At 60.8% G+C, this 19551-nt stretch carries 21 protein-coding genes; 13 read left to right on the plus strand and 8 right to left on the minus strand.

The annotated features are described in order from the left end of the window. Window positions 1–3: 3 nt before the first annotated feature. On the plus strand, window positions 4–804 hold the full coding sequence (locus ACODTY_RS17385; protein ID WP_488995464.1) for an ATP12 family chaperone protein: 801 nt from the start codon (window positions 4–6) through the stop codon (window positions 802–804). A gap of 113 nt (window positions 805–917) precedes the next feature. On the opposite strand, the gene ACODTY_RS17390 is transcribed toward ACODTY_RS17385, so the two are convergent. The 6 genes from ACODTY_RS17390 to ACODTY_RS17415 all read right to left on the minus strand — a co-directional run bounded on the left by ACODTY_RS17390 (window position 918) and on the right by ACODTY_RS17415 (window position 6842). Continuing rightward, window positions 918–1685 (minus strand): ABC transporter ATP-binding protein, encoded by a 768-nt coding sequence (locus ACODTY_RS17390; protein WP_488995521.1) that lies wholly within the window; start codon window positions 1683–1685, stop codon window positions 918–920. 2 nt (window positions 1686–1687) lie between these two features. After that, window positions 1688–2455 carry an ABC transporter ATP-binding protein gene (locus ACODTY_RS17395; protein WP_488995465.1) on the minus strand — a complete coding sequence of 256 codons (768 nt, stop codon included), beginning with the start codon at window positions 2453–2455 and terminating at the stop codon, window positions 1688–1690. Window positions 2456–2459: 4 nt separating this feature from the next. Continuing rightward, window positions 2460–3614 (minus strand): branched-chain amino acid ABC transporter permease, encoded by a 1155-nt coding sequence (locus tag ACODTY_RS17400; protein WP_488995466.1) that lies wholly within the window; start codon window positions 3612–3614, stop codon window positions 2460–2462. Window positions 3615–3617: 3 nt separating this feature from the next. Next, window positions 3618–4643, minus strand: a complete 1026-nt coding sequence (locus ACODTY_RS17405; RefSeq protein WP_056244636.1) for a branched-chain amino acid ABC transporter permease — start codon at window positions 4641–4643, stop codon at window positions 3618–3620. A gap of 86 nt (window positions 4644–4729) precedes the next feature. Further along, window positions 4730–6076, minus strand: a complete 1347-nt coding sequence (locus tag ACODTY_RS17410) for a substrate-binding protein (RefSeq protein WP_488995467.1) — start codon at window positions 6074–6076, stop codon at window positions 4730–4732. Between the two features lie 136 nt (window positions 6077–6212). After that, complete coding sequence (locus tag ACODTY_RS17415; RefSeq protein WP_488995468.1) at window positions 6213–6842, minus strand: MarC family protein; 630 nt, start codon at window positions 6840–6842, stop codon at window positions 6213–6215. A gap of 253 nt (window positions 6843–7095) precedes the next feature. On the opposite strand from ACODTY_RS17415, the gene gyrA reads away from it, so the two are divergent. Then, entirely contained in the window at window positions 7096–9891 is a 2796-nt protein-coding gene (gene gyrA, locus ACODTY_RS17420) for a DNA gyrase subunit A (RefSeq protein WP_488995469.1), read from the plus strand. Between the two features lie 57 nt (window positions 9892–9948). Here the strand turns inward: gyrA and ACODTY_RS17425 are convergent, their stop codons facing one another. Further along, window positions 9949–10101, minus strand: a complete 153-nt coding sequence (locus ACODTY_RS17425) for a hypothetical protein (protein ID WP_488995470.1) — start codon at window positions 10099–10101, stop codon at window positions 9949–9951. A gap of 190 nt (window positions 10102–10291) precedes the next feature. Between ACODTY_RS17425 and coaD the strand changes: the two genes are divergently transcribed. The 6 genes from coaD to tgt are packed head-to-tail and all read left to right on the plus strand — an operon-like array spanning window position 10292 to window position 14605. Continuing rightward, the gene (coaD, locus tag ACODTY_RS17430) at window positions 10292–10792 is read left to right on the plus strand and encodes a pantetheine-phosphate adenylyltransferase (RefSeq protein WP_488995471.1); all 501 of its coding nucleotides are present in this window, start codon (window positions 10292–10294) and stop codon (window positions 10790–10792) included. 18 nt (window positions 10793–10810) lie between these two features. Further along, window positions 10811–11398, plus strand: coding sequence for a peptidylprolyl isomerase (locus tag ACODTY_RS17435; RefSeq protein ID WP_488995472.1), 588 nt, complete (start codon window positions 10811–10813; stop codon window positions 11396–11398). Window positions 11399–11423: 25 nt separating this feature from the next. Next, window positions 11424–11939, plus strand: coding sequence for a peptidylprolyl isomerase (locus tag ACODTY_RS17440; RefSeq protein WP_488995473.1), 516 nt, complete (start codon window positions 11424–11426; stop codon window positions 11937–11939). Between the two features lie 7 nt (window positions 11940–11946). After that, entirely contained in the window at window positions 11947–12399 is a 453-nt protein-coding gene (locus tag ACODTY_RS17445) for a DMT family transporter (RefSeq protein WP_488995474.1), read from the plus strand. A 2-nt stretch (window positions 12400–12401) separates the two neighbouring features. Beyond that, window positions 12402–13478 (plus strand): tRNA preQ1(34) S-adenosylmethionine ribosyltransferase-isomerase QueA, encoded by a 1077-nt coding sequence (gene queA, locus ACODTY_RS17450; RefSeq protein ID WP_488995475.1) that lies wholly within the window; start codon window positions 12402–12404, stop codon window positions 13476–13478. Next, on the plus strand, window positions 13475–14605 hold the full coding sequence (gene tgt, locus ACODTY_RS17455) for a tRNA guanosine(34) transglycosylase Tgt (RefSeq protein ID WP_488995476.1): 1131 nt from the start codon (window positions 13475–13477) through the stop codon (window positions 14603–14605). The genes queA and tgt overlap by 4 nt, the downstream gene beginning before the upstream one ends. Before the next feature lie 9 nt (window positions 14606–14614). Here tgt and ACODTY_RS17460 read toward each other — a convergent pair whose 3' ends face one another. Next, a complete protein-coding gene (locus ACODTY_RS17460) occupies window positions 14615–15034 on the minus strand; it encodes a DUF4864 domain-containing protein (protein ID WP_488995477.1) in 420 nt (139 codons plus the stop codon). 158 nt (window positions 15035–15192) lie between these two features. Here ACODTY_RS17460 and ACODTY_RS17465 point away from each other — a divergent pair, with 158 nt between their 5' ends. The 5 genes from ACODTY_RS17465 to ACODTY_RS17485 all read left to right on the plus strand — a co-directional run bounded on the left by ACODTY_RS17465 (window position 15193) and on the right by ACODTY_RS17485 (window position 19542). Next, window positions 15193–15429 carry an Lrp/AsnC ligand binding domain-containing protein gene (locus tag ACODTY_RS17465; protein ID WP_488995478.1) on the plus strand — a complete coding sequence of 79 codons (237 nt, stop codon included), beginning with the start codon at window positions 15193–15195 and terminating at the stop codon, window positions 15427–15429. Between the two features lie 168 nt (window positions 15430–15597). Further along, the gene (locus tag ACODTY_RS17470) at window positions 15598–17010 is read left to right on the plus strand and encodes a circularly permuted type 2 ATP-grasp protein (RefSeq protein ID WP_488995479.1); all 1413 of its coding nucleotides are present in this window, start codon (window positions 15598–15600) and stop codon (window positions 17008–17010) included. A gap of 21 nt (window positions 17011–17031) precedes the next feature. After that, on the plus strand, window positions 17032–17973 hold the full coding sequence (locus ACODTY_RS17475; protein WP_488995480.1) for an alpha-E domain-containing protein: 942 nt from the start codon (window positions 17032–17034) through the stop codon (window positions 17971–17973). Between the two features lie 9 nt (window positions 17974–17982). Further along, window positions 17983–18777, plus strand: a complete 795-nt coding sequence (locus tag ACODTY_RS17480) for a transglutaminase family protein (RefSeq protein ID WP_488995481.1) — start codon at window positions 17983–17985, stop codon at window positions 18775–18777. Window positions 18778–18810: 33 nt separating this feature from the next. After that, the gene (locus ACODTY_RS17485; protein ID WP_488995482.1) at window positions 18811–19542 is read left to right on the plus strand and encodes a proteasome-type protease; all 732 of its coding nucleotides are present in this window, start codon (window positions 18811–18813) and stop codon (window positions 19540–19542) included. Window positions 19543–19551 lie beyond the last annotated feature (9 nt).

Raw genomic sequence — 19551 nt, forward strand, 5'->3', positions numbered from 1 at the left:
CCGATGCGTGACGTTCTGAACGATCTCGAAGCCGGCAACCATCTGTCTGATCCGGACCCCACGCGCCGCGCGCAAATCCAGATGAAGACGCCTTTGCCCAAGCGCTTCTACAAGCACGCCTCTGTTTCCAGGGACGTGACTGGCTTTGCCGTGCTCCTCGATGGAAAATCCGTGCGCACGCCGGGAAAGGCGTTGCTGGCTCTGCCAACCGAACGGGCTGCCATGCTTGTTGCTGCGGAATTCGAGGCGCAGAAGGACGTCATAGATCCGGTATCGATGCCGGTCCTGCGGCTGGTCAATACGGCCATCGACGGTGTGGCGTCCGACCCGCAGGCGGTGCTGGAAGATATCCTGCGCTTTGCCGCCTCGGACATGCTCTGCTATCGCGCCGATGCACCGCAAGGCTTGGTGGAGCGCCAGAACAGCCATTGGGACCCGGTGCTGGATTGGGTCCAGTCCGCGTTAAGTGCCCGTTTCAATCTGGCCGAGGGCGTGGTCCATGTCGAACAGCCGCGTGAATCGATCGCCATTCTTGGTGCGCATCTTGCCAAAGATGCTGACCCGTTCCGTTTGGCATGCCTGCACGTCATGACGTCGCTGACGGGTTCGGCCTTGCTTGCCTTGGCGCTGGACGCTTCGGAACTGGACGTCGAAGGTGCCTGGCTTGCCGCGCACGTCGATGAAGACTGGCAGGTCGAACATTGGGGACAGGACGCCGAGGCGACCGCCCGCCGCACGCAACGAAAGCGAGATTTCGCGGCCGCCGCCGATCTGTTGCGGTCGATCAAGGGCGAGGGGATTTAGCCAGCAGCGTTGGTCCAAGTACGAGGCCATCGCCCCGCGGTTCCATCGATACCCCTGAAAAGCACGAAGACGCCGATGGCGGCGTCTTCGCTGGAGCGTCTTTCCTTACTGGCCTAGATCGCCAGATATTCGTGGCGAAGCTGGCTGTTTTCGAGGACTTCCTTGGCCGTGCCGCTGAACACGACGGTGCCCGTGTCCATGATGACGGCGCGGTCCGAAAGCCTAAGCGCTGCGACCGCGTTCTGCTCCACGATGATCGTGGTGATGCCGATGTCGCGGATCTGCTGAACAATCTTCTCGATCTCCTGCACGATGACCGGTGCAAGGCCTTCGTAGGGCTCGTCAAGGAAGAGGATCTTGATGTCACGGGCCAGCGCGCGCGCCACGGCAAGCATCTGCTGCTCGCCGCCGGAAAGCGTCGTCGCCTCTTGCTTGCGTCGTTCGGCCAGACGCGGAAAATGTTCGTAGATGCGCTGCAATTCCCAGCCCTTCGGCTCGGCAACCTGCGCCAGGATCAGGTTTTCTTCCACCGACAGGCCACCGATGATGCGCCGGTCCTCGGGAACCAGTTGCACGCCCGCCTTGGCCGCCTGGTGGGCCTTCAGCTTGTGGATGGGCTTGCCCTCAAGCCAGATTTCACCCGAGGCCAGTTGAGGGGACGCGACACGCGCCAAGGTGCGCAAGGTCGACGTCTTGCCTGCACCGTTGCGGCCAAGCAGCGACAGGATTTCGCCCTTGCGGATGTCGAATGATACGCCCTGGACGATATAGGATTCCCCGTAATAGGCGTGGATGTCCTTGACGCTGAAAAACGGCTCGACTTCGTTGTCCGACACTGTTGTCGCTCCCCCCGTGAAGTCTTTGTCGTGATGCGCGGCCATGTTCATGTCTGTGCCTCCCCAAGATAGGCTTCCTTGACCTTGGGGTTCGCTCGCACGGCTTCCGGCGTACCGTCTGCTATGATGCGACCTTGCGCAAGCACGCTGATCTTGTCCGCGAGTGAAAACACCACGTGCATATCGTGCTCGATGATCACCTTGGTCATGCCGCGGCTCTTGATGCGCTTGAGAAGATCGATCGTGCTGTTGGTGTCGTGGCGCGACATGCCGGCTGTCGGCTCATCGAGCAAAAGCAGGCGCGGGTTCTGCACAAGGCACATCGCCAGTTCCAGGCGGCGCTTGTCGCCGCGCGAAAGGCTTCCGGCCTCGACATTGCGCCTGTTCAAGAGACCGACATCTTCAAGTGCCGCCTCCGCCTTTTCGCGAATGTCCTTCTGTGTGCTGACGGGTGCAGAAGCGTTAAAGCGGAACGATCCGTCGCGCTTCGCAAAGGCGGGGATCATGACGTTTTCGAGCAGGGAGAGATCGGCGAAAATCTCCGGTGTCTGGAACACGCGGCTGACGCCCAACTGGTTGATCTCGTGCGGTTGGTGGTTGTTCAGCGCTTCGCCGGCAAAGACCACCTGTCCCTGGTCCGGCTTGATGCGGCCGACGCACACGTTGAGCAATGTGGACTTGCCAGCGCCGTTCGGACCGATGATTGCGTGCACGGTGCCTTCCTCGACCTGCAGGTCGACGTCGGCGAGTGCGTGAAGTCCGCCGAACCGCTTGTGAACATCGGCGACGTGCAGGACGATATTCTTCTCGCTCATCGGTCTACTCCGCCGGCTGGGGGTGAGGTGCGGCAGGGATGGCATCGCCCCCGCCGCGCTTCCGGGTGAAGATGACCCACAGGCGGCGCAGGCCTTCGATGATGCCACCCGGCATAAAGATGACGAGCAGGACGAAAATGACGCCGAGCGTCAGGTTCCAGCCTTCGCCGACGAACAGTGAGAGGAACGAAACCAGAGCATTCTCGATGGTGTCGGGCAGGAAGCTGAAGACGCTGTGAAGCGTGTCCGGGCCGAACGACGAGAAGATGTTTTCGAAGTACTTGATCACGGCAGCGCCCACGACCGGGCCCACCAGCGTGCCTACGCCACCCAGGATCGTCATCAGCACCACTTCGCCCGAAGCCGTCCATTGCATGCGCTCGGCACCTGCAAGCGGGTCGGTTGCGGCCATCAGGCTGCCGGCCAGCCCGGCATACATGCCAGAGATGACGAAGGCGGCCAGCAGATAGGGGCGGGTGTTGAAGCCCGTATAGCGCATGCGGTTCTGGTTGGACTTGATGGCGCGCAGCATCATGCCGAAAGGCGAGCGGAAGATGCGCATCGAGATGTAGAAGCAGATGATCAGGATCACCGCGCAAAGGTAGAAGCCGCCAAGTCCGCCACCGCTGGTGTCGAGGCCGAACAGCGTCGCACGGGGCAGGCCAGCGCCGGGCTCATGGAACATGGCATCGATCCAGCGCGGGTCCCTCAGGGTCAACTGCAGACCGGTCTCGCCATTGGTGAGCGGCGTCAGCACCGAGTAGGCGAGGTTGTAGCACATCTGCGCAAAGGCAAGCGTCAGGATCGAGAAGTAGATGCCGGACCGTCTCAGGCTTACATAGCCGATGACAACCGCGAAAATCGCGGCGAAGAACAGCGACAGAAAGATCGCCGGGATGATGTTCATGGTGAACAGCTTGAACGACCAGACCGCCGCATAGGAGCCGACTCCGAGGAAGGCGGCATGGCCGAACGAGAGGTAGCCGGTCAGGCCGAACAGGATGTTGAAGCCGATCGCGAAGATGCCGAAGATGCAGAACTTCTGCATCAGCGCCGGATAGGCGGCGCCGACTGGCTTCAGGATGATCGGCATCAGCAGCACGAAGGCTGTAAAGCCGATGAGCAGGATGAGGTCGTTGCGGGAGAGGCCTTTGAACATGGATCAGTCCTCCATCACGCCTTTGCGACCCATCAGGCCTCGCGGCAGCGTCAACAGGATGACGACGGCGACAAGGTAGATGATGATCTGATCGATACCGGGAATAATCGCCTTCACCTCGTTCATCGAGGCAAAGGATTGCAGGATGCCGAGCAGGAAGCCGGCTGCGACCGCACCGCCGAGCGATCCCATGCCGCCGACGACCACGACGACGAAGGACAGCACCAGGAACTCCATGCCCATGTGGTAGTCTGGAGGCAGGATCGGCGTGTACATCACGCCCGCCACGCCGGCGACGACGGCTGCCAGTCCGAACACAACGGTGAAACGCCGCTCGATGTCGATGCCAAGCAGTCCGACCGTCTCACGGTCGCGCATGCCGGCCCGAACCACCATGCCGTAGGTGGTGAATTGCAGGAAGGCGAAGACGGCGCCGATAATGCCGAGCGAGAACAGGAAGTAGATGATGCGCCACCACGGATAGGCGAGCGTCTGCCCCATGCCGAGGAATTCGCCGACATAGGCTGTGCCGCCGAAGGCCATGGGGGCCGGCTGCGGAATTGGGTTCGCGCCGAAGAAGTGCTTGATGATTTCCTGGATGACGATGGCCAGCCCGAAGGTCACCAGGATCTGGTCGGCATGCGGGCGCTTGTAGAAGTAGCGGATCAGGCCGCGTTCCATGACGATGCCGATGATCAGCATCACAGGTATGGCGAGCAGGATCGACGCGGGGACCGAATAGTCGTGCAGATATTTGCCGAAGTCGCCGAGCCACGCTTCGATGTAAGGCGTGCGGACTTCAAGCGGCGTGCCCCATGCGGTTTTCTGGGTGGGGTCGATCACCACGCTCTCGAGATTGAGCAGCTTGTTGAAGGTGACGGCACAGAATGCGCCCAGCATGAACAGCGCGCCGTGGGCGAAGTTCACGACGCCAAGCGTGCCGAAGACGAGGGTCAGGCCAAGCGCGATCAGCGCATAAGCGCCGCCCTTGTCGAGGCCGTTCAGAATTTGCAGCAGAATAGCGTCCATGCCCACCAGCCTGTGAACGAGGTTAATGTGCCCGATAGCGAACCCGGCCGCCGTGGAGCGGCCGGGTGTATTGAGGCGTTATGCGGTTAGCACTGCTTGGCGTCGGACGGGCCGAGCTCGCCGCCGAAGATCGCTGGATCGTAGGTGGTCGCCTCGCGCGGAATGACCTTGACGATCTCCATGAGGTCGTACTTGTCCTTCGGGTTTTCCTTGCCCTGCACGACCAGGCACGACTTCATGCACTGGTGGTCCTCGGCGCGGTAGAGCGTCGAACCATTGCCGAGACCGTCGAACTCGAAGCCCTCGAGCGCCTTGATCACGGCAGGAGCGAAGAAGGTGCCGGCGCGCTCGCAGGCGTCAGCGTAGAGCAGAGCCTGGACGTAGCAGGTGTGCGCGGCCTGCGAAGGCGGTGCACCATATTCCTGGCCGAACGACTTGGTGAATGCCTTGGTCGCATCGTCGTCCAGTTTCCAGTCCCAGTTGCTGGTGCCGTAGATGCCCTTGACCGCATCGCCGGCGCCCTGCGCCATCAATTCGGAGAACAGCGGCACCACGATTTCGAACTTCTTGCCGTTCACTTCCTTGTCGCGCAGGCCGAACTGAACCGCCTGCGTCAGCGAGTTCACCATGTCCTTGCCGTAGTGGTTCAGGATCAGCACGTCGGCGCCCGAATTCAGCACCGGCGTGATGTACTGCGAGAAGTCGGCCGAGCCGAGCGGCGTGCGAACGGCGGCAACCGTCTGCCAGCCGAGCGCCTCGGTGGCGGCCTTCATCGATTCTTCCTGCGTCCAGCCCCATGTGTAGTCGGCGGTCAGGTGGTAGGCCTTGCGGTCCTTGCCATAGGCTTCGCCGATGACCGGGCCGAGCGCCACGCCCGACTGGTAGGCGTTGAAGAAGTGGCGGAAGCCGTAGCGCTTCTTGTCCTTGCCGGTCGTGTCGTTGGAGTGGGTCAGGCCGGACATGTGGATGACGCCCATGTCCTGGCAAAGGCTCTGCACGGCAATGGCTTCGGCCGAGGACGATCCGCCGGAAATCATGATCGCGCCGTCGCGTTCGATCATGCGCTTGGAGTTGTCGCGTGCGGCGTCCGTCTTGGTCTGCGAATCGCCGTGGACCTGTGCGACCTTCTTGCCGAGGATGCCGTTGCCCTTCAGCGCGGCAGGCTTCATCGTCGGGATCATGCCGCCGTCGCCCTCGCCGTTGAGGTGCTTCACGGCAAGCTGGAACGCCTTCAGTTCGTCCGCGCCTTCATCTGCGTAGGGGCCGGTCAGCGGTACGCTCCAGCCGAAAGTAACGGTGTCGCCCTTGGGCATGTTGCACGAAATATCCTCGGCATATGCGCCGCGAATGAAGTGCATAGGTGCGGCGAGCGCTACGCCCGACGCCGCGCCAGCCCGCAACAGGCCACGACGCGTCATGATAAACTTGGACATCAAAATCCTCCCATAAGGTTGTGCGCCGGCGACTTCCTCCCGAGGCATCGCAGGTGGCCAGACGGTATCCGACGGCGCGGAATCCTCAATTGGGCTTTGGAATATGAGTCTTAAGTCATAATACTAAGGTATTACTTCAGCCCGCCATCAGCGCTTTTACGCCGTCGGCTACGAACTGCACGGCGAGCGCCGCCAGGATCACGCCGAGCAGGCGCGTCAGGATCGAGCGACCCGTATGACCGAGGATGCGGTCGATGCGCTCGGAAAGAACGAACACCAGGTAGGTGATTGCCAGGCAGATGAAGATGATGCCGACCAGGGCCGCCTGCGCCGCAAAGCCTTGGAACGAACCCGACAGCAGCACGGTGGCCGAGATCGCACCCGGCCCGGCAATCAGTGGGATCGCCAGCGGGAAGGCTGCGATGTTCTGGATGTGGTCGCGGGTGATCGCTACGTCGGAGATCTTCTCCTTGCGGTCCTGCCTGCGCTCGAAAACCATCTCGAAAGCGATGAAGAACAGCAAGAAGCCGCCGGCGACCCGGAAGGCGGGCAAGGTTATGCCGAACACGGACAGGATCGACGCTCCGGCAATGGCGAAAAGCGCCATGACCGCGAAGCCGATGATGCTGGCGCGGATCGACACTTGCTGGCGCTGCTGCCGGTTCATGCCGTGTGTGACTGCGAGAAAGAGCGGCGCGAGGCCCGGCGGGTCGATGGTCACGAGGATGGTAACGAAGGCGTTGAAAAGACTATCGAAACTCGGCATCGGTTGCTCCCCCTGCAACCTAAATTAGCGTGGTCTGCGGCTGGACGCCAGCGGGCGGTTCGCATCGATCTTCGTGAAGATTGCGGAACGTTTCGCAAGTCGGCCCGAATATTTCATCAGCATTTAGGACAATAAGGCATATCCAATTGAAATATTGGAGAAATTCAGCGTTGGAAAAGATCGCTGGCTGTTGGAGAATCCGGCGGCGTTCCTATATAAGAATAAAGTGATTCCCAAGACTGCGTGATCCGATTTGACCGACCAGAACACACCGCGCGACGCCGACGGCGGCCCTTCCGGCATCGAGCCGATATCCATCATCGAGGAGATGCAGCGCTCCTATCTCGACTACGCAATGAGCGTGATCGTGAGCCGTGCGTTGCCCGACGTTCGCGACGGCTTGAAGCCGGTGCACCGGCGCATCCTCTATGCCGCGCATGAGAGCGGTTACCACTGGAACCGCAAATATGTGAAGTCGGCCCGTCCCGTCGCCGACGTGATGGGTAAATACCACCCGCACGGCGACGCCTCGATCTATGACGCCTTGGTGCGCATGGCCCAGGACTGGTCGATGCGCGTCCCGCTTATCGACGGGCAGGGCAATTTCGGCTCTATCGACGGCGATCCGCCGGCGGCGATGCGCTACACCGAAGCGCGCCTCACCAAGGTCGCGCATGAACTTCTGGAAGACATCGACAAGGAAACCGTCGATTTCCAGGATACCTATGACGCGTCGGGGCAGGAGCCGCGCGTCCTGCCGGCGCGTTTCCCGAATCTTCTGGTCAACGGCTCGGGCGGCATTGCCGTAGGCATGGCCACCAACATTCCGCCGCACAATTTGATCGAAGTCTGTAACGGCGCGATTGCCATCATCGACAATCCGGCCATCGACCTGACCGACCTGATGGACATCATTCCGGGGCCGGATTTCCCCACCGGCGGTATCGTTCTTGGCCGCTCCGGCATTTACAGCGCCTATTCGACGGGTCGCGGCTCCATCATCATGCGCGGCAAGGTGCATGTCGAGGAGATGCGCGGCGACCGCGAAGCTATCGTCATCACCGAAGTTCCCTTCCAGGTGAACAAGTCGACGATGATCGAGAAGATGGCCGAATTGGTGCGCGACAAGCGCGTCGAAGGCATCTCCGACATCCGTGACGAAAGCGATCGGCAGGGCTACCGCGTCGTCATCGAGCTGAAGCGCGATGCCAATGCCGAGGTGATCCTCAACCAGCTCTACCGCTACACGCCGCTGCAAACCTCGTTCGGCGCGAATGTGGTTGCTCTGAATGGCGGCAAGCCGGAAGTGCTGACGCTGATCGACATGCTGAAGGCGTTCGTGTCCTTCCGCGAGGAAGTCATCAGCCGTCGTACCAAGTTCCTGCTGCGCAAGGCGCGAGACCGGGCCCACGTCCTCGTTGGCCTTGCCATCGCCGTTGCCAATATTGATGAAGTCATCAAGCTGATCCGTGTTGCGCCCGATCCCCAGACGGCGCGCGAACAGTTGATGGAGCGGCGCTGGCCGGCATCTGACGTCGAGGCGTTGATCCGCCTGATCGACGATCCGCGCCACCGCATCAACGACGACGGGACCTACAACCTTTCAGAAGAACAGGCCCGTGCCATCCTCGAACTGCGCCTGCAGCGCCTGACGGCGCTCGGACGTGACGAGATCGCCGACGAGTTGAACACCATCGGCGACGAGATCAAGGACTACCTCGACATCCTGTCGTCGCGCGCTCGCATCCAGCAGATCGTCAAGGAAGAACTGGCTGCCGTGCGTGACGAATTCGGCACGCCGCGCCGCACCGAGCTTGCCGATGGCGGCGCGGACATGGAGGACGAGGACCTCATCGCCCGCGAGGACATGGTCGTTACCGTGACCCATGAGGGCTACATCAAGCGCGTGCCGCTGGCGATCTATCGGGCGCAGGCGCGTGGCGGCAAGGGCCGTTCGGGTATGGCGACGAAGGACACGGATTTCGTCAATCGCCTGTTCGTGGCCAATACGCACACGCCGATCCTGTTCTTTTCCTCCCGCGGCATCGTCTACAAGGAAAAGGTCTGGCGCCTGCCCATCGGCACGCCCCAGTCAAAGGGCAAATTCCTGCGCAACATGCTGCCGATGGACGATGGCGATCGCATTACGGCGATCCTCTCCCTGCCGGACGAGAGCGAGTGGGACAAGCTCGACGTCATGTTTGCAACGACGCGCGGCACCGTGCGTCGCAACAAGCTGTCCGACTTTGCCGATGTGAAGCGCAACGGCAAGATTGCGATGAAGTTCGACGAGGAGGGCGATTCCATCCTCGCGGTGGAAACCTGCACCGACAATGACGACGTGTTGCTGACCGCCGACAGCGGCCAGTGCATCCGCTTCCGTGTCGACGACGTTCGCGTCTTCGCCAGCCGTTCGTCGCAAGGCGTGCGCGGCATGACGCTTGGCGATAGCGACCGCGCCATTTCCATGACGATTATCGAGCATGTCGAGGCGACGCCGGCGGAGCGCGCCGAATATCTGAAGCGCGCGACCAGCGAGCGCCGATTGGCGGGTGCGGACGAGGACGAGATCGCTCTGACGAATGAGGAGATTTCGGAGGAAGCCCAGCTTTCGGAAGAACGCTACCTCCACCTCAAGGAGCGCGAGCAATTTGTCCTTACCGTAACCGAATATGGCTACGGCAAGCGGTCGTCGTCCTATGATTTCCGCCTGACCAATCGCGGCGGCAAGGGCATTAGGGCAACCGACGTTGGCAAAGTGGACGAGATTGGCCGGCTGGTCGCGGCTTTCCCGGTAGGTGGAGACGACCAGATCATGCTGGTTTCCGACGGCGGGCAGGTCATCCGGGTGCCAGTCTCAGGTATTCGCTTTGCCAGCCGCGCAACCAAGGGCGTCACGATTTTCAACACCGCTGAAGGCGAGAAGGTCGTTTCGGTCGAACGGATTTCGGAACCTGGCTCTGACGAAGAAGAACCCAATGGCGATGCCGAGGGTGTCGAGGGCAATACCGAAGCCGGTCCGGCCGGCGAACAGCCCGATATCGGCTAGCGTCTCAGGGCTTGGTCCGCCAAGCCCTGATTTGGCCTAAACAAGTCCTGATCTTGCCTAAAAATGCCGGGGTTGGCGTGGGCGAGACGCAAATGCGTCGATGCGTTTCGTGCTCCTTGCGCGGGCACGTTCAGCTTCCTGATGCAGGCCGAAAGCGGTTGCGATCAGCATTGCTACGGTCATTGCGGTGGCGAGCATGTAGATCATCATCAGCGTATCTCCTGATATTGGAACGCATGAATCGCGCTTTGGTTTCAGCCATCCTTGCTCACACTGTGGTGATGGCGGCTTGAATGGGTGCTGAGCGGGGTATTCATCGGCCGTTCATGAAGGCTGAAAGCGCCGGAATACGTGCGAACGGGTTTGCCTTTGGGCGGGCGTATCTTTAGAAGCACTTGCCATGACTGAACGCATCGCCATCTACGCTGGCTCCTTCGACCCTTTGACCAACGGCCATCTGGACGTGCTCAAGGCTTCGTTGGCCGTTGCGGACCGGGTTTATGCGGCAATCGGCATCCACCCCGGCAAGAAGCCGCTGTTCTCGTTCGAGGAGCGGGTGGCGCTGATCGAAAAGGTGGCCAGGGACGAATTGGGCAAGGACGGCGACCGCATAAAGGTCGTTTCCTTCGATGGTCTGGTGGTCGATGCGGCGCGGCGCGAAGGCGCTTCGATCATGATCCGCGGCCTGCGTGACGGCACCGACCTCGACTACGAAATGCAGATGGCAGGCATGAACGAAACCATGGCGCCCGATCTCCAGACCGTTTTCCTGCCAGCCAGCCCGTCGGTGCGAACCATTACCGCCACACTCGTGCGCCAGATCGCTTCCATGGGCGGAGATATTCGCCCCTTCGTTCCGGCAGCGGTGGTCGCTCCGCTCGTCGCCAAATTCGCGAAATAGCCCTTCGGAGACCCATCCATGTATCGCAGGAAATTCCTGGCGCTGGCTGCCCTGTTTACCGGCCTTGCCACTTTCTCGCTCCCGGCTTTTGCCGCCGATCCTGAAAACACGATGATCATCACCTTGAAGGACGGTGACGTCACGATTGCGCTCAGGCCCGATCTTGCGCCCAAGCATGTCGAGCAGATCAAGAAGCTGGTCCGCGAAGGCGCTTACGACAACGTTGCTTTCCATCGCGTCATCAACGGCTTCATGGCCCAGACCGGCGATGTCCAGTATGGCGACATGAATGACGGCTACAATGCGGGTGCTGCCGGCACCGGCGGCTCGCAGCTTCCCGACCTGCCTGCCGAATTCTCCAACGAACCCTATGTGCGCGGCATCGTCGGCATGGCGCGCGCCCAGGACCCGAACTCCGCCAATTCGCAGTTCTTCATCATGTTTGCGCCGGCTGACTCGCTCAATGGCCAATACACCGTCGTCGGTCAGGTCGAGAGCGGCATGGAACTCGTAGACAACATCAAGAAGGGCGACGATGCGCAAAACGGGTCGGTGACCGACCCCGACCGCATGATCAAGGTGCGCATCGCTTCCGACAACAAGTAACCGGATTCAACAGGGATTATTGCACATGGCTGAAATCAAGGACCGCGAGAACGCGCTCATCATGGAGACGACCAAGGGTAAGGTCGTTATCGAACTGTTCCCCGATCTGGCTCCCGGCCACGTCGGCCGCATCAAGGAACTGGCCCGCGAAGGCGCTTATGACGGCGTTGTCTTCCATCGCGTCATCGACGGCTTCATGGCCCAGACCGGCGACGTCAAGTTCGGCAAGTCGGGCGGCAAGGACTTCAACCCAGGCCGTGCTGGCATGGGCGGTTCCGACAAGCCGGACCTGAAGGCCGAATTCTCCAACGCCAACCACGGCCGCGGCACCTGCTCCATGGCGCGTGCCCAGAACCCGAACTCGGCCAATTCGCAATTCTTCATCTGCTTCGATGATGCCTCCTTTCTCAATCGCCAGTACACGGTCTGGGGCCAGGTCATCGAAGGCATGGATAACGTCGACCAGATCAAGCGCGGCGAGCCGGTACAGGATCCCGACAAGATCGTGTCGCTCAAGGTTGCCGCCGACGTGGCGGCTTGACCGCCAAATGATCTGGAGCCTGCTTTGGGGAGCTTTGGGCGTGGCGGCAGGGGCTTTCCTTGCCATCCAGGCTCCCATCAATGCGGCTCTCAGCAAAGGCCTCGGCCTGCCGGTGGCAGCCGCGGCCTCTTCGTTTTTTGCCGGTGCGGTGGTTTTGGCCTTGGTTTCGGCGGTCGTTTCACAGGCCCAAGGCGTTTCCATTGGCTGGCGGGTTCCGCCGCTTTGGATGTTCTTTGCCGGCGGCTGCCTTGGCGCAGCCTATATCACCGCCGCTATCATCCTCACGCCACGGCTTGGCGCCGCCGCCACCATGGGTTTCGCGGTTGCGGGGCAGCTGTTGGCGGGCATATTGGTTGATCGCATTGGTTTCCTCGGCCTTGCAGTGCGTGAAATTTCATTCGGCCGCGTGGCCGGCGCCGTGCTGCTGCTTGCCGGAGTGGTGTTGATCCGGATCTACTGAAAATGCGCGTTGACCTGTTCGATTTCGATTTGCCCGAGGAACGCATTGCGCTCAGGCCGGCGGAGCCGCGCGATCATGCCCGCCTGCTGGAAGTTCAGCCTGGCAGCGGGCTTCGCGATCTTTCGGTTCAGGACTTGCCGGATCTGCTGAACCCCGGCGATGTGCTGGTATTCAACGACACCAAGGTCATTCCCGCCCAATTGAAGGGTATCCGCAGGCGCGGCGACGCGGTGGCGCAAGTCGATGCCACCCTGCACATGCGCACCGCGCCCGATCAATGGGCGGCCTTTGTACGCCCCGGCAAGCGTGTTGCTGCCGGCGACCGCATCCATTTCGGCCATGACGGCAATTCCTGCTTTCTCGGCCAGCTCGACGCCACCGTCATCGAAAAGCGCGAGGGCGGCGAAGTGCTGCTCGGTTTCGATGTTTCAGGCGCGTTTCTCGACGAGGCGCTACACGCAGTCGGGCACATTCCGCTGCCCCCTTACATCGCCTCCAAGCGCGACGACGACGAACGCGACCGCCGCGACTACCAGACCATCTATGCCCGCGAGGAAGGTGCGGTGGCGGCTCCAACGGCTGGTCTCCACTTCACGCCGGAGCTTTTCGCCGCTTTGGATGCCAAGGGCATCAAGCGCCACTTCGTAACACTCCATGTCGGTGCCGGCACCTTCCTGCCGGTCAAGGCCGACGATACGGCAGACCACAAGATGCACGCTGAAATCGGCGTCGTGTCTGCCGCCACCGCGTCCGCCTTGAACGCTGCACGAGCCTCCGGCGGACGTATCGTGGCCGTCGGCACCACTTCGCTCCGGCTGCTCGAAAGTGCTGCCCGCGAGGACGGAACGATAGAGGCATGGTCCGGCCCGACCGACATTTTCATCACGCCCGGTTACCGTTTCAAGGTGGTCGATATGTTGATGACCAATTTCCACCTGCCGCGATCGACCCTTTTCATGCTTGTGTCGGCATTCAGTGGCTTGGAAACGATGCGCGGCGCTTACACGCACGCCATTGAAAACCGCTACCGCTTCTATTCTTATGGTGACTCCAGTCTCCTGTTCAGGGAGCAGACATGACCACCGATTTCTCATTCACGCTCATCGCAACCGACGGCAAGGCCCGGCGCGGCGAAGTCTCGATGCCGCTGGGAACCGTCCGCACCCCGGCGTTCATGCCTGTCGGCACGGCTGGCACCGTCAAGGCCATGTACATGGATCAGGTGCGCGGCGTCGGTGCCGACATCATCCTGGGCAACACCTATCACCTTATGCTCAGGCCGGGCGCTGAGCGGGTGGCGCGCTTGGGCGGTCTGCATGAGTTTGCCCGTTGGCCGCGCCCGATCCTGACTGACAGCGGCGGCTTCCAGGTCATGTCGCTGTCGAAGCTGAGAAAATTGACTGAGCACGGTGTCACCTTCCGCTCTCATATCGACGGCGCTGCCTACGAAATGACGCCGGAGCGCTCCATCGAAATCCAGGGTCTGCTCAATTCCGACATCCAGATGCAGCTTGACGAGTGCACCGCGCTGCCCGCCGAGCTGAAGGAAATCGAGCGCGCGATGGAGCTTTCGCTGCGCTGGGCCGAGCGCTGCAAGACTGCCTTCGGTGACCAGCCTGGCAAGGCGATGTTCGGCATCGTGCAGGGTGGCGACAACGCCCCTTTGCGGGAAAGGTCCGCTGAAGCCCTCAAGGCGATGAACCTGAAAGGCTACGCAGTCGGCGGCCTGGCCGTCGGCGAGCCGCAGGCGATGATGCTGGAGATGCTGGACGTCACCTGTCCGATCCTGCCGTCGGACAAGCCGCGCTACCTGATGGGCGTCGGCACGCCGGACGATATCCTGAAGTCGGTGGCGCGTGGCATCGACATGTTCGATTGCGTCATGCCGACCAGGGCAGGGCGGCACGGCCTTGCCTACACGCGCCGCGGCAAGGTCAATCTTCGCAACGCCCGCCATGCCGACGACCACCGCCCGTTGGACGAGGAAAGCGATTGCCCGGCCAGCCGCGATTATTCGCGCGCCTATCTGCACCATCTGGTCCGGTCGCAAGAGGCGCTGGGCGCCATGCTGCTTACCTGGAACAATCTGGCCTACTACCAGAAGCTCATGCGCGATATCCGCGATGCCATCGAGGTGCAGGCATTCGAGGCTCGTGCTGCCGAGATATCGGAAGGCTGGGCGCGCGGCGACATCCCGCTGCTGTGATTGCCGCGGCTAGGTGCTCAGCGACTTGGACGCCCTCAGGCTGCATCCGGTGATGCGGTAAGTGCCATCCGGCTGTAGTTCGAGCGTATAGACAGCCTCATAGTCCTTGCCATCCGGCCCGGTCACCAGCACTTGCTGCACGATCGAAGTCGGTCCCATTTCCTGAACCTTGCCGAATGAATAGCCTTTCGGCTGCCGCACCGGCGCATAACCCTTGCCCACCATGTCCATGAAAACGTCGGCGGTCGGGAACAATCGTTTGATGTTTGGCGCGGCGAAGCTGTAGGCGCGCGCTCCGTCATTGGCGATGAAGGCCTTAAGCTGGCTGTCGATCACGTCCTGCGCTGCCTTCACCTCCGCTTCTCCCGCAAAGCACGGCGAGGCAAGCGCCAGAAAAGCCGCTGTGAGCGCAATGAGAATGCGGTGCATGTCTGGCCCTCCCACAGCCCGTCAATCGCAACATCATACAATACGAACGAGCGTCGCGGCAGGTTTCACCGCCGCACGAAAAGTTGTTGAGCTTGAAAGCCGCCGGACAGTCTGCGACAAGGGCCGAAACCAACCTGCGGTTTCGAACGGAACGAGCGATGAAGACGTTTTTTGTGCAGATCAAGTGCGACCTCGGCAAAGCCTATGAGGTTGCCAGCGAACTGGCCGACGCCGAAATCGCGTCCGAAATCTATTCCACCGCCGGACAGTTCGACCTGATGGCGAAATTCTATGTCGATGACGAGGAAGACGTCGGCCACTTCGTCAACCAGAAGGTACAGATCATTCCGGGCATCAAGGACACCTTCACGACCGTCACCTTCCGGGCATTCTGACCCCTGTCGCTGCTCGTTTGGGCGTCTTGCCCTGCCTGAAAATCTGTTTTGCCGCCTCAAATTCGGGCAATCGTGCGCTTCGTGCAGCTTCTGACGCGATAAACCTTCGATTGCGCTTGCTTTTCCGCTCCGACGCCATTTCAAATGGCGTTACAGGGGAGTACGCGCTTGGCAGCATTCGACGAGATGCTTCCGGAAACATCCGGGCTCAGGAAGCCTTACACGGCTTATGATCGTTGGCTCAAGGAGCAGGACCCCGCCCGACTTACCCAGAAGATGGAAGATGCCGAGCGGGTCTTTCGCAAGACCGGCATCACCTTCGCGGTTTATGGCGAGCAGGAAGCATCGGAACGCCTGATCCCGTTCGACATCGTTCCGCGCATCATTTCAGGCCAGGAGTGGCGTCGTCTCACCCAGGGCATCGAGCAGCGCGTACAGGCGCTGAACGCATTTCTGGACGACATTTATCATCGCCAGGAAATCCTGCGCGCCGGTCGTGTGCCGAAAGACCTGATCGCCCGCAACGAAGCATTCCTGCCCGAAATGATCGGCGTGCGGCCTCCGGCGGGCGTCTACACACACATCATCGGCATCGATATTGTCCGCACCAGCGAGAACGAATTCTACGTGCTGGAAGATAATGCGCGCACGCCGTCTGGCGTGTCCTACATGCTCGAGAACCGCGAGACGATGATGCAGCTCTTCCCGGAGCTGTTCCAGCAGATCAAGGTTCGCCCGGTCGAGAACTATGCCCAGTTGCTGCGCCAGTCGCTGGCCGCAGTCAGGCCTGAACGAACCACCGATGCTCCGACAATCGCGGTGCTGACGCCAGGAAGCTTCAATTCGGCCTATTTCGAACACGCCTTCCTTGCCGACCAGATGGGCGTGCAGCTAGTCGAGGGGCAGGATTTGCGTGTCGTCGATGGCCACGTCGCCATGCGCACCACCGAGGGCTACAAGCAGATCGACGTGCTTTATCGCCGCGTCGATGATGCCTTCCTCGATCCGCTGACCTTCAATCCCGATTCGGCACTGGGCGTCCCCGGCATCATGGACGTCTACCGCGCCGGCAACATCACCATTGCCAACGCTCCCGGCACCGGTATCGCCGACGATAAGGCGATCTATTCCTACATGCCCGAAATCGTGGAGTTCTACACCGGGCGCAAGGCAATCCTCGGCAACGTCCCGACTTGGCGCTGCTCGGAGCCGGACAGCTTGAAATACGTTCTCGAACACATACACGAGCTGGTCATCAAGGAAGTCCACGGTTCCGGCGGCTACGGCATGCTGGTTGGCCCCGCCGCCACGAAAAAGGAGTGCGCGGACTTCTCCGCCAAGCTGGCGTCGAACCCTTCCAACTACATCGCCCAGCCAACGCTTGCGCTTTCCACCGTACCTATCATGACGGAAAAGGGCCTCGCGCCGCGTCACGTCGATCTGCGCCCTTACGTGCTTGTGTCCGACCGCATCCAGCTTGTGCCCGGTGGCTTGACCCGGGTTGCACTCAAGGAAGGCTCGCTGGTCGTCAATTCATCTCAGGGCGGCGGCACCAAGGATACATGGGTGCTCGATGATTAAGCCGGGCGAGGGGACCATTTGATGCTGCTCGGGCGTACTGCCAACGGCCTTTATTGGATGAACCGCTACATCGAGCGCGCCGAAAACATGGCCCGCCTTGTCGATGCCGGGTTGCGCATGGCGCTGACGCGTACGCAGGATGCGTCCGAGGAGTGGACGTCCGTCATCATCAGTTCCGGCTCGGACGTCGCGTTCGCCAACAAATACAGCGAATACACCGCCGCCAATGTCACCGATTTCCTGTTGCGCGACGTCTCCAACCCGTCATCGGTGATGTCGTCCATCGAGACCGCTCGCACCAATGCCCGCATGGTCCGCACGGCGCTGACGCGCGAGACATGGGAAAGCATCAACGAAGCCTGGATGGCGTTGAAGCGCATGCTGGCCAAGCCCATCGACGAACGTGAACTGCCGGCGGTGCTCGATGCGATCAAGCGCGAAACGGCGCTGATCCGGGGCGCATTCTACGGCACCATGCTGCGCAACGAGATTTTCGACTTCTCGCAGCTCGGCACCTATGTCGAGCGCGCCGACAACACGGCGCGCATCCTCGACGTCAAATATTACGTTCTTCTGCCGTCGATTTCATGGGTCGGTTCGACCCTGGACAACTACCAGTGGGAATCGATCCTGCGCTCGGTTTCCGCGCACCGATCCTACCGCTGGAACTACGATGCGACCTACAAACCGTCCAACATCGCCGACTATCTGATCCTCAACGGCCGAATGCCGCGTTCGCTGGCCTTTTGCTACCGCTTCATATCCGAACACCTCAACCTGCTCGCCGACGACTACGGTGCGCGCCACGCCTGCCACGCAACGTCTACGAAAACGCGGTCCTTGCTCAAGGTCGGTTCGATCAAGGATATTTTCGATGCAGGCTTGCATGAATTCCTGAGCGATTTCATCCGGGACAACACGCGGCTCGGAAACGAGATTGCGCAAGACTACCGGTTCTATTGAGGCTTCGGAATGCGGCTGAAGATCACCCACAAGACCGAATACAATTACGACGTGCCGGTGTACTATGCCTTGCAGCGCTTGCGGCTCATGCCCGTCAACGGGCCGACGCAGCAGGTGCATTCGTGGAATTTGAACGTCGAAGGCGCGCGCGAAGAAGTCCGTTTCAAGGATCATTTCGACAACGACACCCGCCTCATCAGCGTCGAGGGAGAGCCTCACCGCATTGTCGTTGAGGTGGCCGGAGAAGTTGAAACCAAGGATACCGCCGGCGTCTACGGCACGCAGTACGGATTCGCGCCGTTGTGGTTGTTTTGCCATGAGACGCGCCTGACCAAGGCAGGGCAGGGAATAAAGGAACTCGTCGCTTCGATCGGTGACGGCAGCGATATCGAGAAACTCCATCGCCTCATGATGACGGTTCGAGACCGGGTTAAATACACCATCGGCAGCACGACAACCGAGACCTCGGCCGAAGACGCATTGGAACTTGGCACCGGTGTTTGCCAGGACCATAGCCACATCTTCGCCGCAGCCGCCCGCAACATGGGTTTCCCGGCGCGCTATATCAGCGGCTACCTGATGATGAATGCCGCTATCGAGCAGACCGCAAGCCACGCATGGGCGGAAGTGCATGTGCCGAAGCTCGGTTGGGTCGGTTTCGATGCTTCCAACGGCATCTCACCGGACGAGCGTTACGTACGCATCGCTGTCGGCCGCGACTACCACGATGCCATGCCCATATCTGGAATCCGTTTAGGACAGGCCGAAGAACGGCTTGCGGTTCAGATCACGGTAGAGCAGTAATTCCCGCGCCAAGATCATGTCAGAAGAGTGCCCATGACCTATTGCGTAGGATTGCAGATCGACCGCGGGCTCGTGTTCATGTCGGACACGCGCACCAATGCCGGAATGGATTCCATCTCCACCTATCGCAAGATGCACGTCTGGGAGCAGCCGGGCGAACGTGTCATCGTGTTGATGACGGCCGGCAATCTCGCTACCACGCAAGCCGTTGTCAGCCTGCTCGACGAACGCAGCAAGGCGGTTGCAGATCGCCATGCCACGGTTCTCGAAACGCCATCCATGTACCAGACCGCGCGACTGGTCGGCGATACGGTCAAAGAAGTGATCGCAAGTTCCGCGCCCGAAGGCGAACGGGCGGATGCCTACTTCAACGCCTCCTTCATTCTGGGCGGCCAGATACGCGGTTCGCTGCCGCGCCTGTTCATGATCTACCCGGAAGGCAATTTCATCGAGGCCACCGACGACACGCCGTTCTTCCAGATTGGCGAAACCAAATACGGCAAGCCGATCATCGTAAGGGCCTATGAGCGTACGATGAGCTTTGCCGAAACCGTCAAGCTCATGCTGGTGTCGTTCGATTCCACCCTCAAATCCAATCTTTCAGTCGGATTGCCGCTCGATCTGCTCTTCTACGAGAAGGACAGCTTCAAAGTCGGCGTCAAGAAGCGCATCGGCCAGGACGATCCCTACTACCGTACGATTTCGAGCGGCTGGTCGGATGCGCTGAAGGCGGCGTTCCAGCAATTGCCGGACTTTCCCGAATAGTCGCGGGCT

The sequence above is a fragment of the Mesorhizobium sp. FG116 genome (assembly GCF_057809835.1).

Coding starts and splice junctions, on each gene's coding strand:
- ACODTY_RS17385 (WP_488995464.1), top strand. CDS start 4: ATGCGTGACGTTCTGAACGATCTCGAAGCCGGCAACCATCTGTCTGAT.
- ACODTY_RS17390 (WP_488995521.1), bottom strand. CDS start 1,685: ATGGCCGCGCATCACGACAAAGACTTCACGGGGGGAGCGACAACAGTG.
- ACODTY_RS17395 (WP_488995465.1), bottom strand. CDS start 2,455: ATGAGCGAGAAGAATATCGTCCTGCACGTCGCCGATGTTCACAAGCGG.
- ACODTY_RS17400 (WP_488995466.1), bottom strand. CDS start 3,614: ATGTTCAAAGGCCTCTCCCGCAACGACCTCATCCTGCTCATCGGCTTT.
- ACODTY_RS17405 (WP_056244636.1), bottom strand. CDS start 4,643: ATGGACGCTATTCTGCTGCAAATTCTGAACGGCCTCGACAAGGGCGGC.
- ACODTY_RS17410 (WP_488995467.1), bottom strand. CDS start 6,076: ATGTCCAAGTTTATCATGACGCGTCGTGGCCTGTTGCGGGCTGGCGCG.
- ACODTY_RS17415 (WP_488995468.1), bottom strand. CDS start 6,842: ATGCCGAGTTTCGATAGTCTTTTCAACGCCTTCGTTACCATCCTCGTG.
- ACODTY_RS17425 (WP_488995470.1), bottom strand. CDS start 10,101: ATGATGATCTACATGCTCGCCACCGCAATGACCGTAGCAATGCTGATC.
- coaD (WP_488995471.1), top strand. CDS start 10,292: ATGACTGAACGCATCGCCATCTACGCTGGCTCCTTCGACCCTTTGACC.
- ACODTY_RS17435 (WP_488995472.1), top strand. CDS start 10,811: ATGTATCGCAGGAAATTCCTGGCGCTGGCTGCCCTGTTTACCGGCCTT.
- ACODTY_RS17440 (WP_488995473.1), top strand. CDS start 11,424: ATGGCTGAAATCAAGGACCGCGAGAACGCGCTCATCATGGAGACGACC.
- ACODTY_RS17445 (WP_488995474.1), top strand. CDS start 11,947: ATGATCTGGAGCCTGCTTTGGGGAGCTTTGGGCGTGGCGGCAGGGGCT.
- queA (WP_488995475.1), top strand. CDS start 12,402: ATGCGCGTTGACCTGTTCGATTTCGATTTGCCCGAGGAACGCATTGCG.
- tgt (WP_488995476.1), top strand. CDS start 13,475: ATGACCACCGATTTCTCATTCACGCTCATCGCAACCGACGGCAAGGCC.
- ACODTY_RS17460 (WP_488995477.1), bottom strand. CDS start 15,034: ATGCACCGCATTCTCATTGCGCTCACAGCGGCTTTTCTGGCGCTTGCC.
- ACODTY_RS17465 (WP_488995478.1), top strand. CDS start 15,193: ATGAAGACGTTTTTTGTGCAGATCAAGTGCGACCTCGGCAAAGCCTAT.
- ACODTY_RS17475 (WP_488995480.1), top strand. CDS start 17,032: ATGCTGCTCGGGCGTACTGCCAACGGCCTTTATTGGATGAACCGCTAC.
- ACODTY_RS17480 (WP_488995481.1), top strand. CDS start 17,983: ATGCGGCTGAAGATCACCCACAAGACCGAATACAATTACGACGTGCCG.
- ACODTY_RS17485 (WP_488995482.1), top strand. CDS start 18,811: ATGACCTATTGCGTAGGATTGCAGATCGACCGCGGGCTCGTGTTCATG.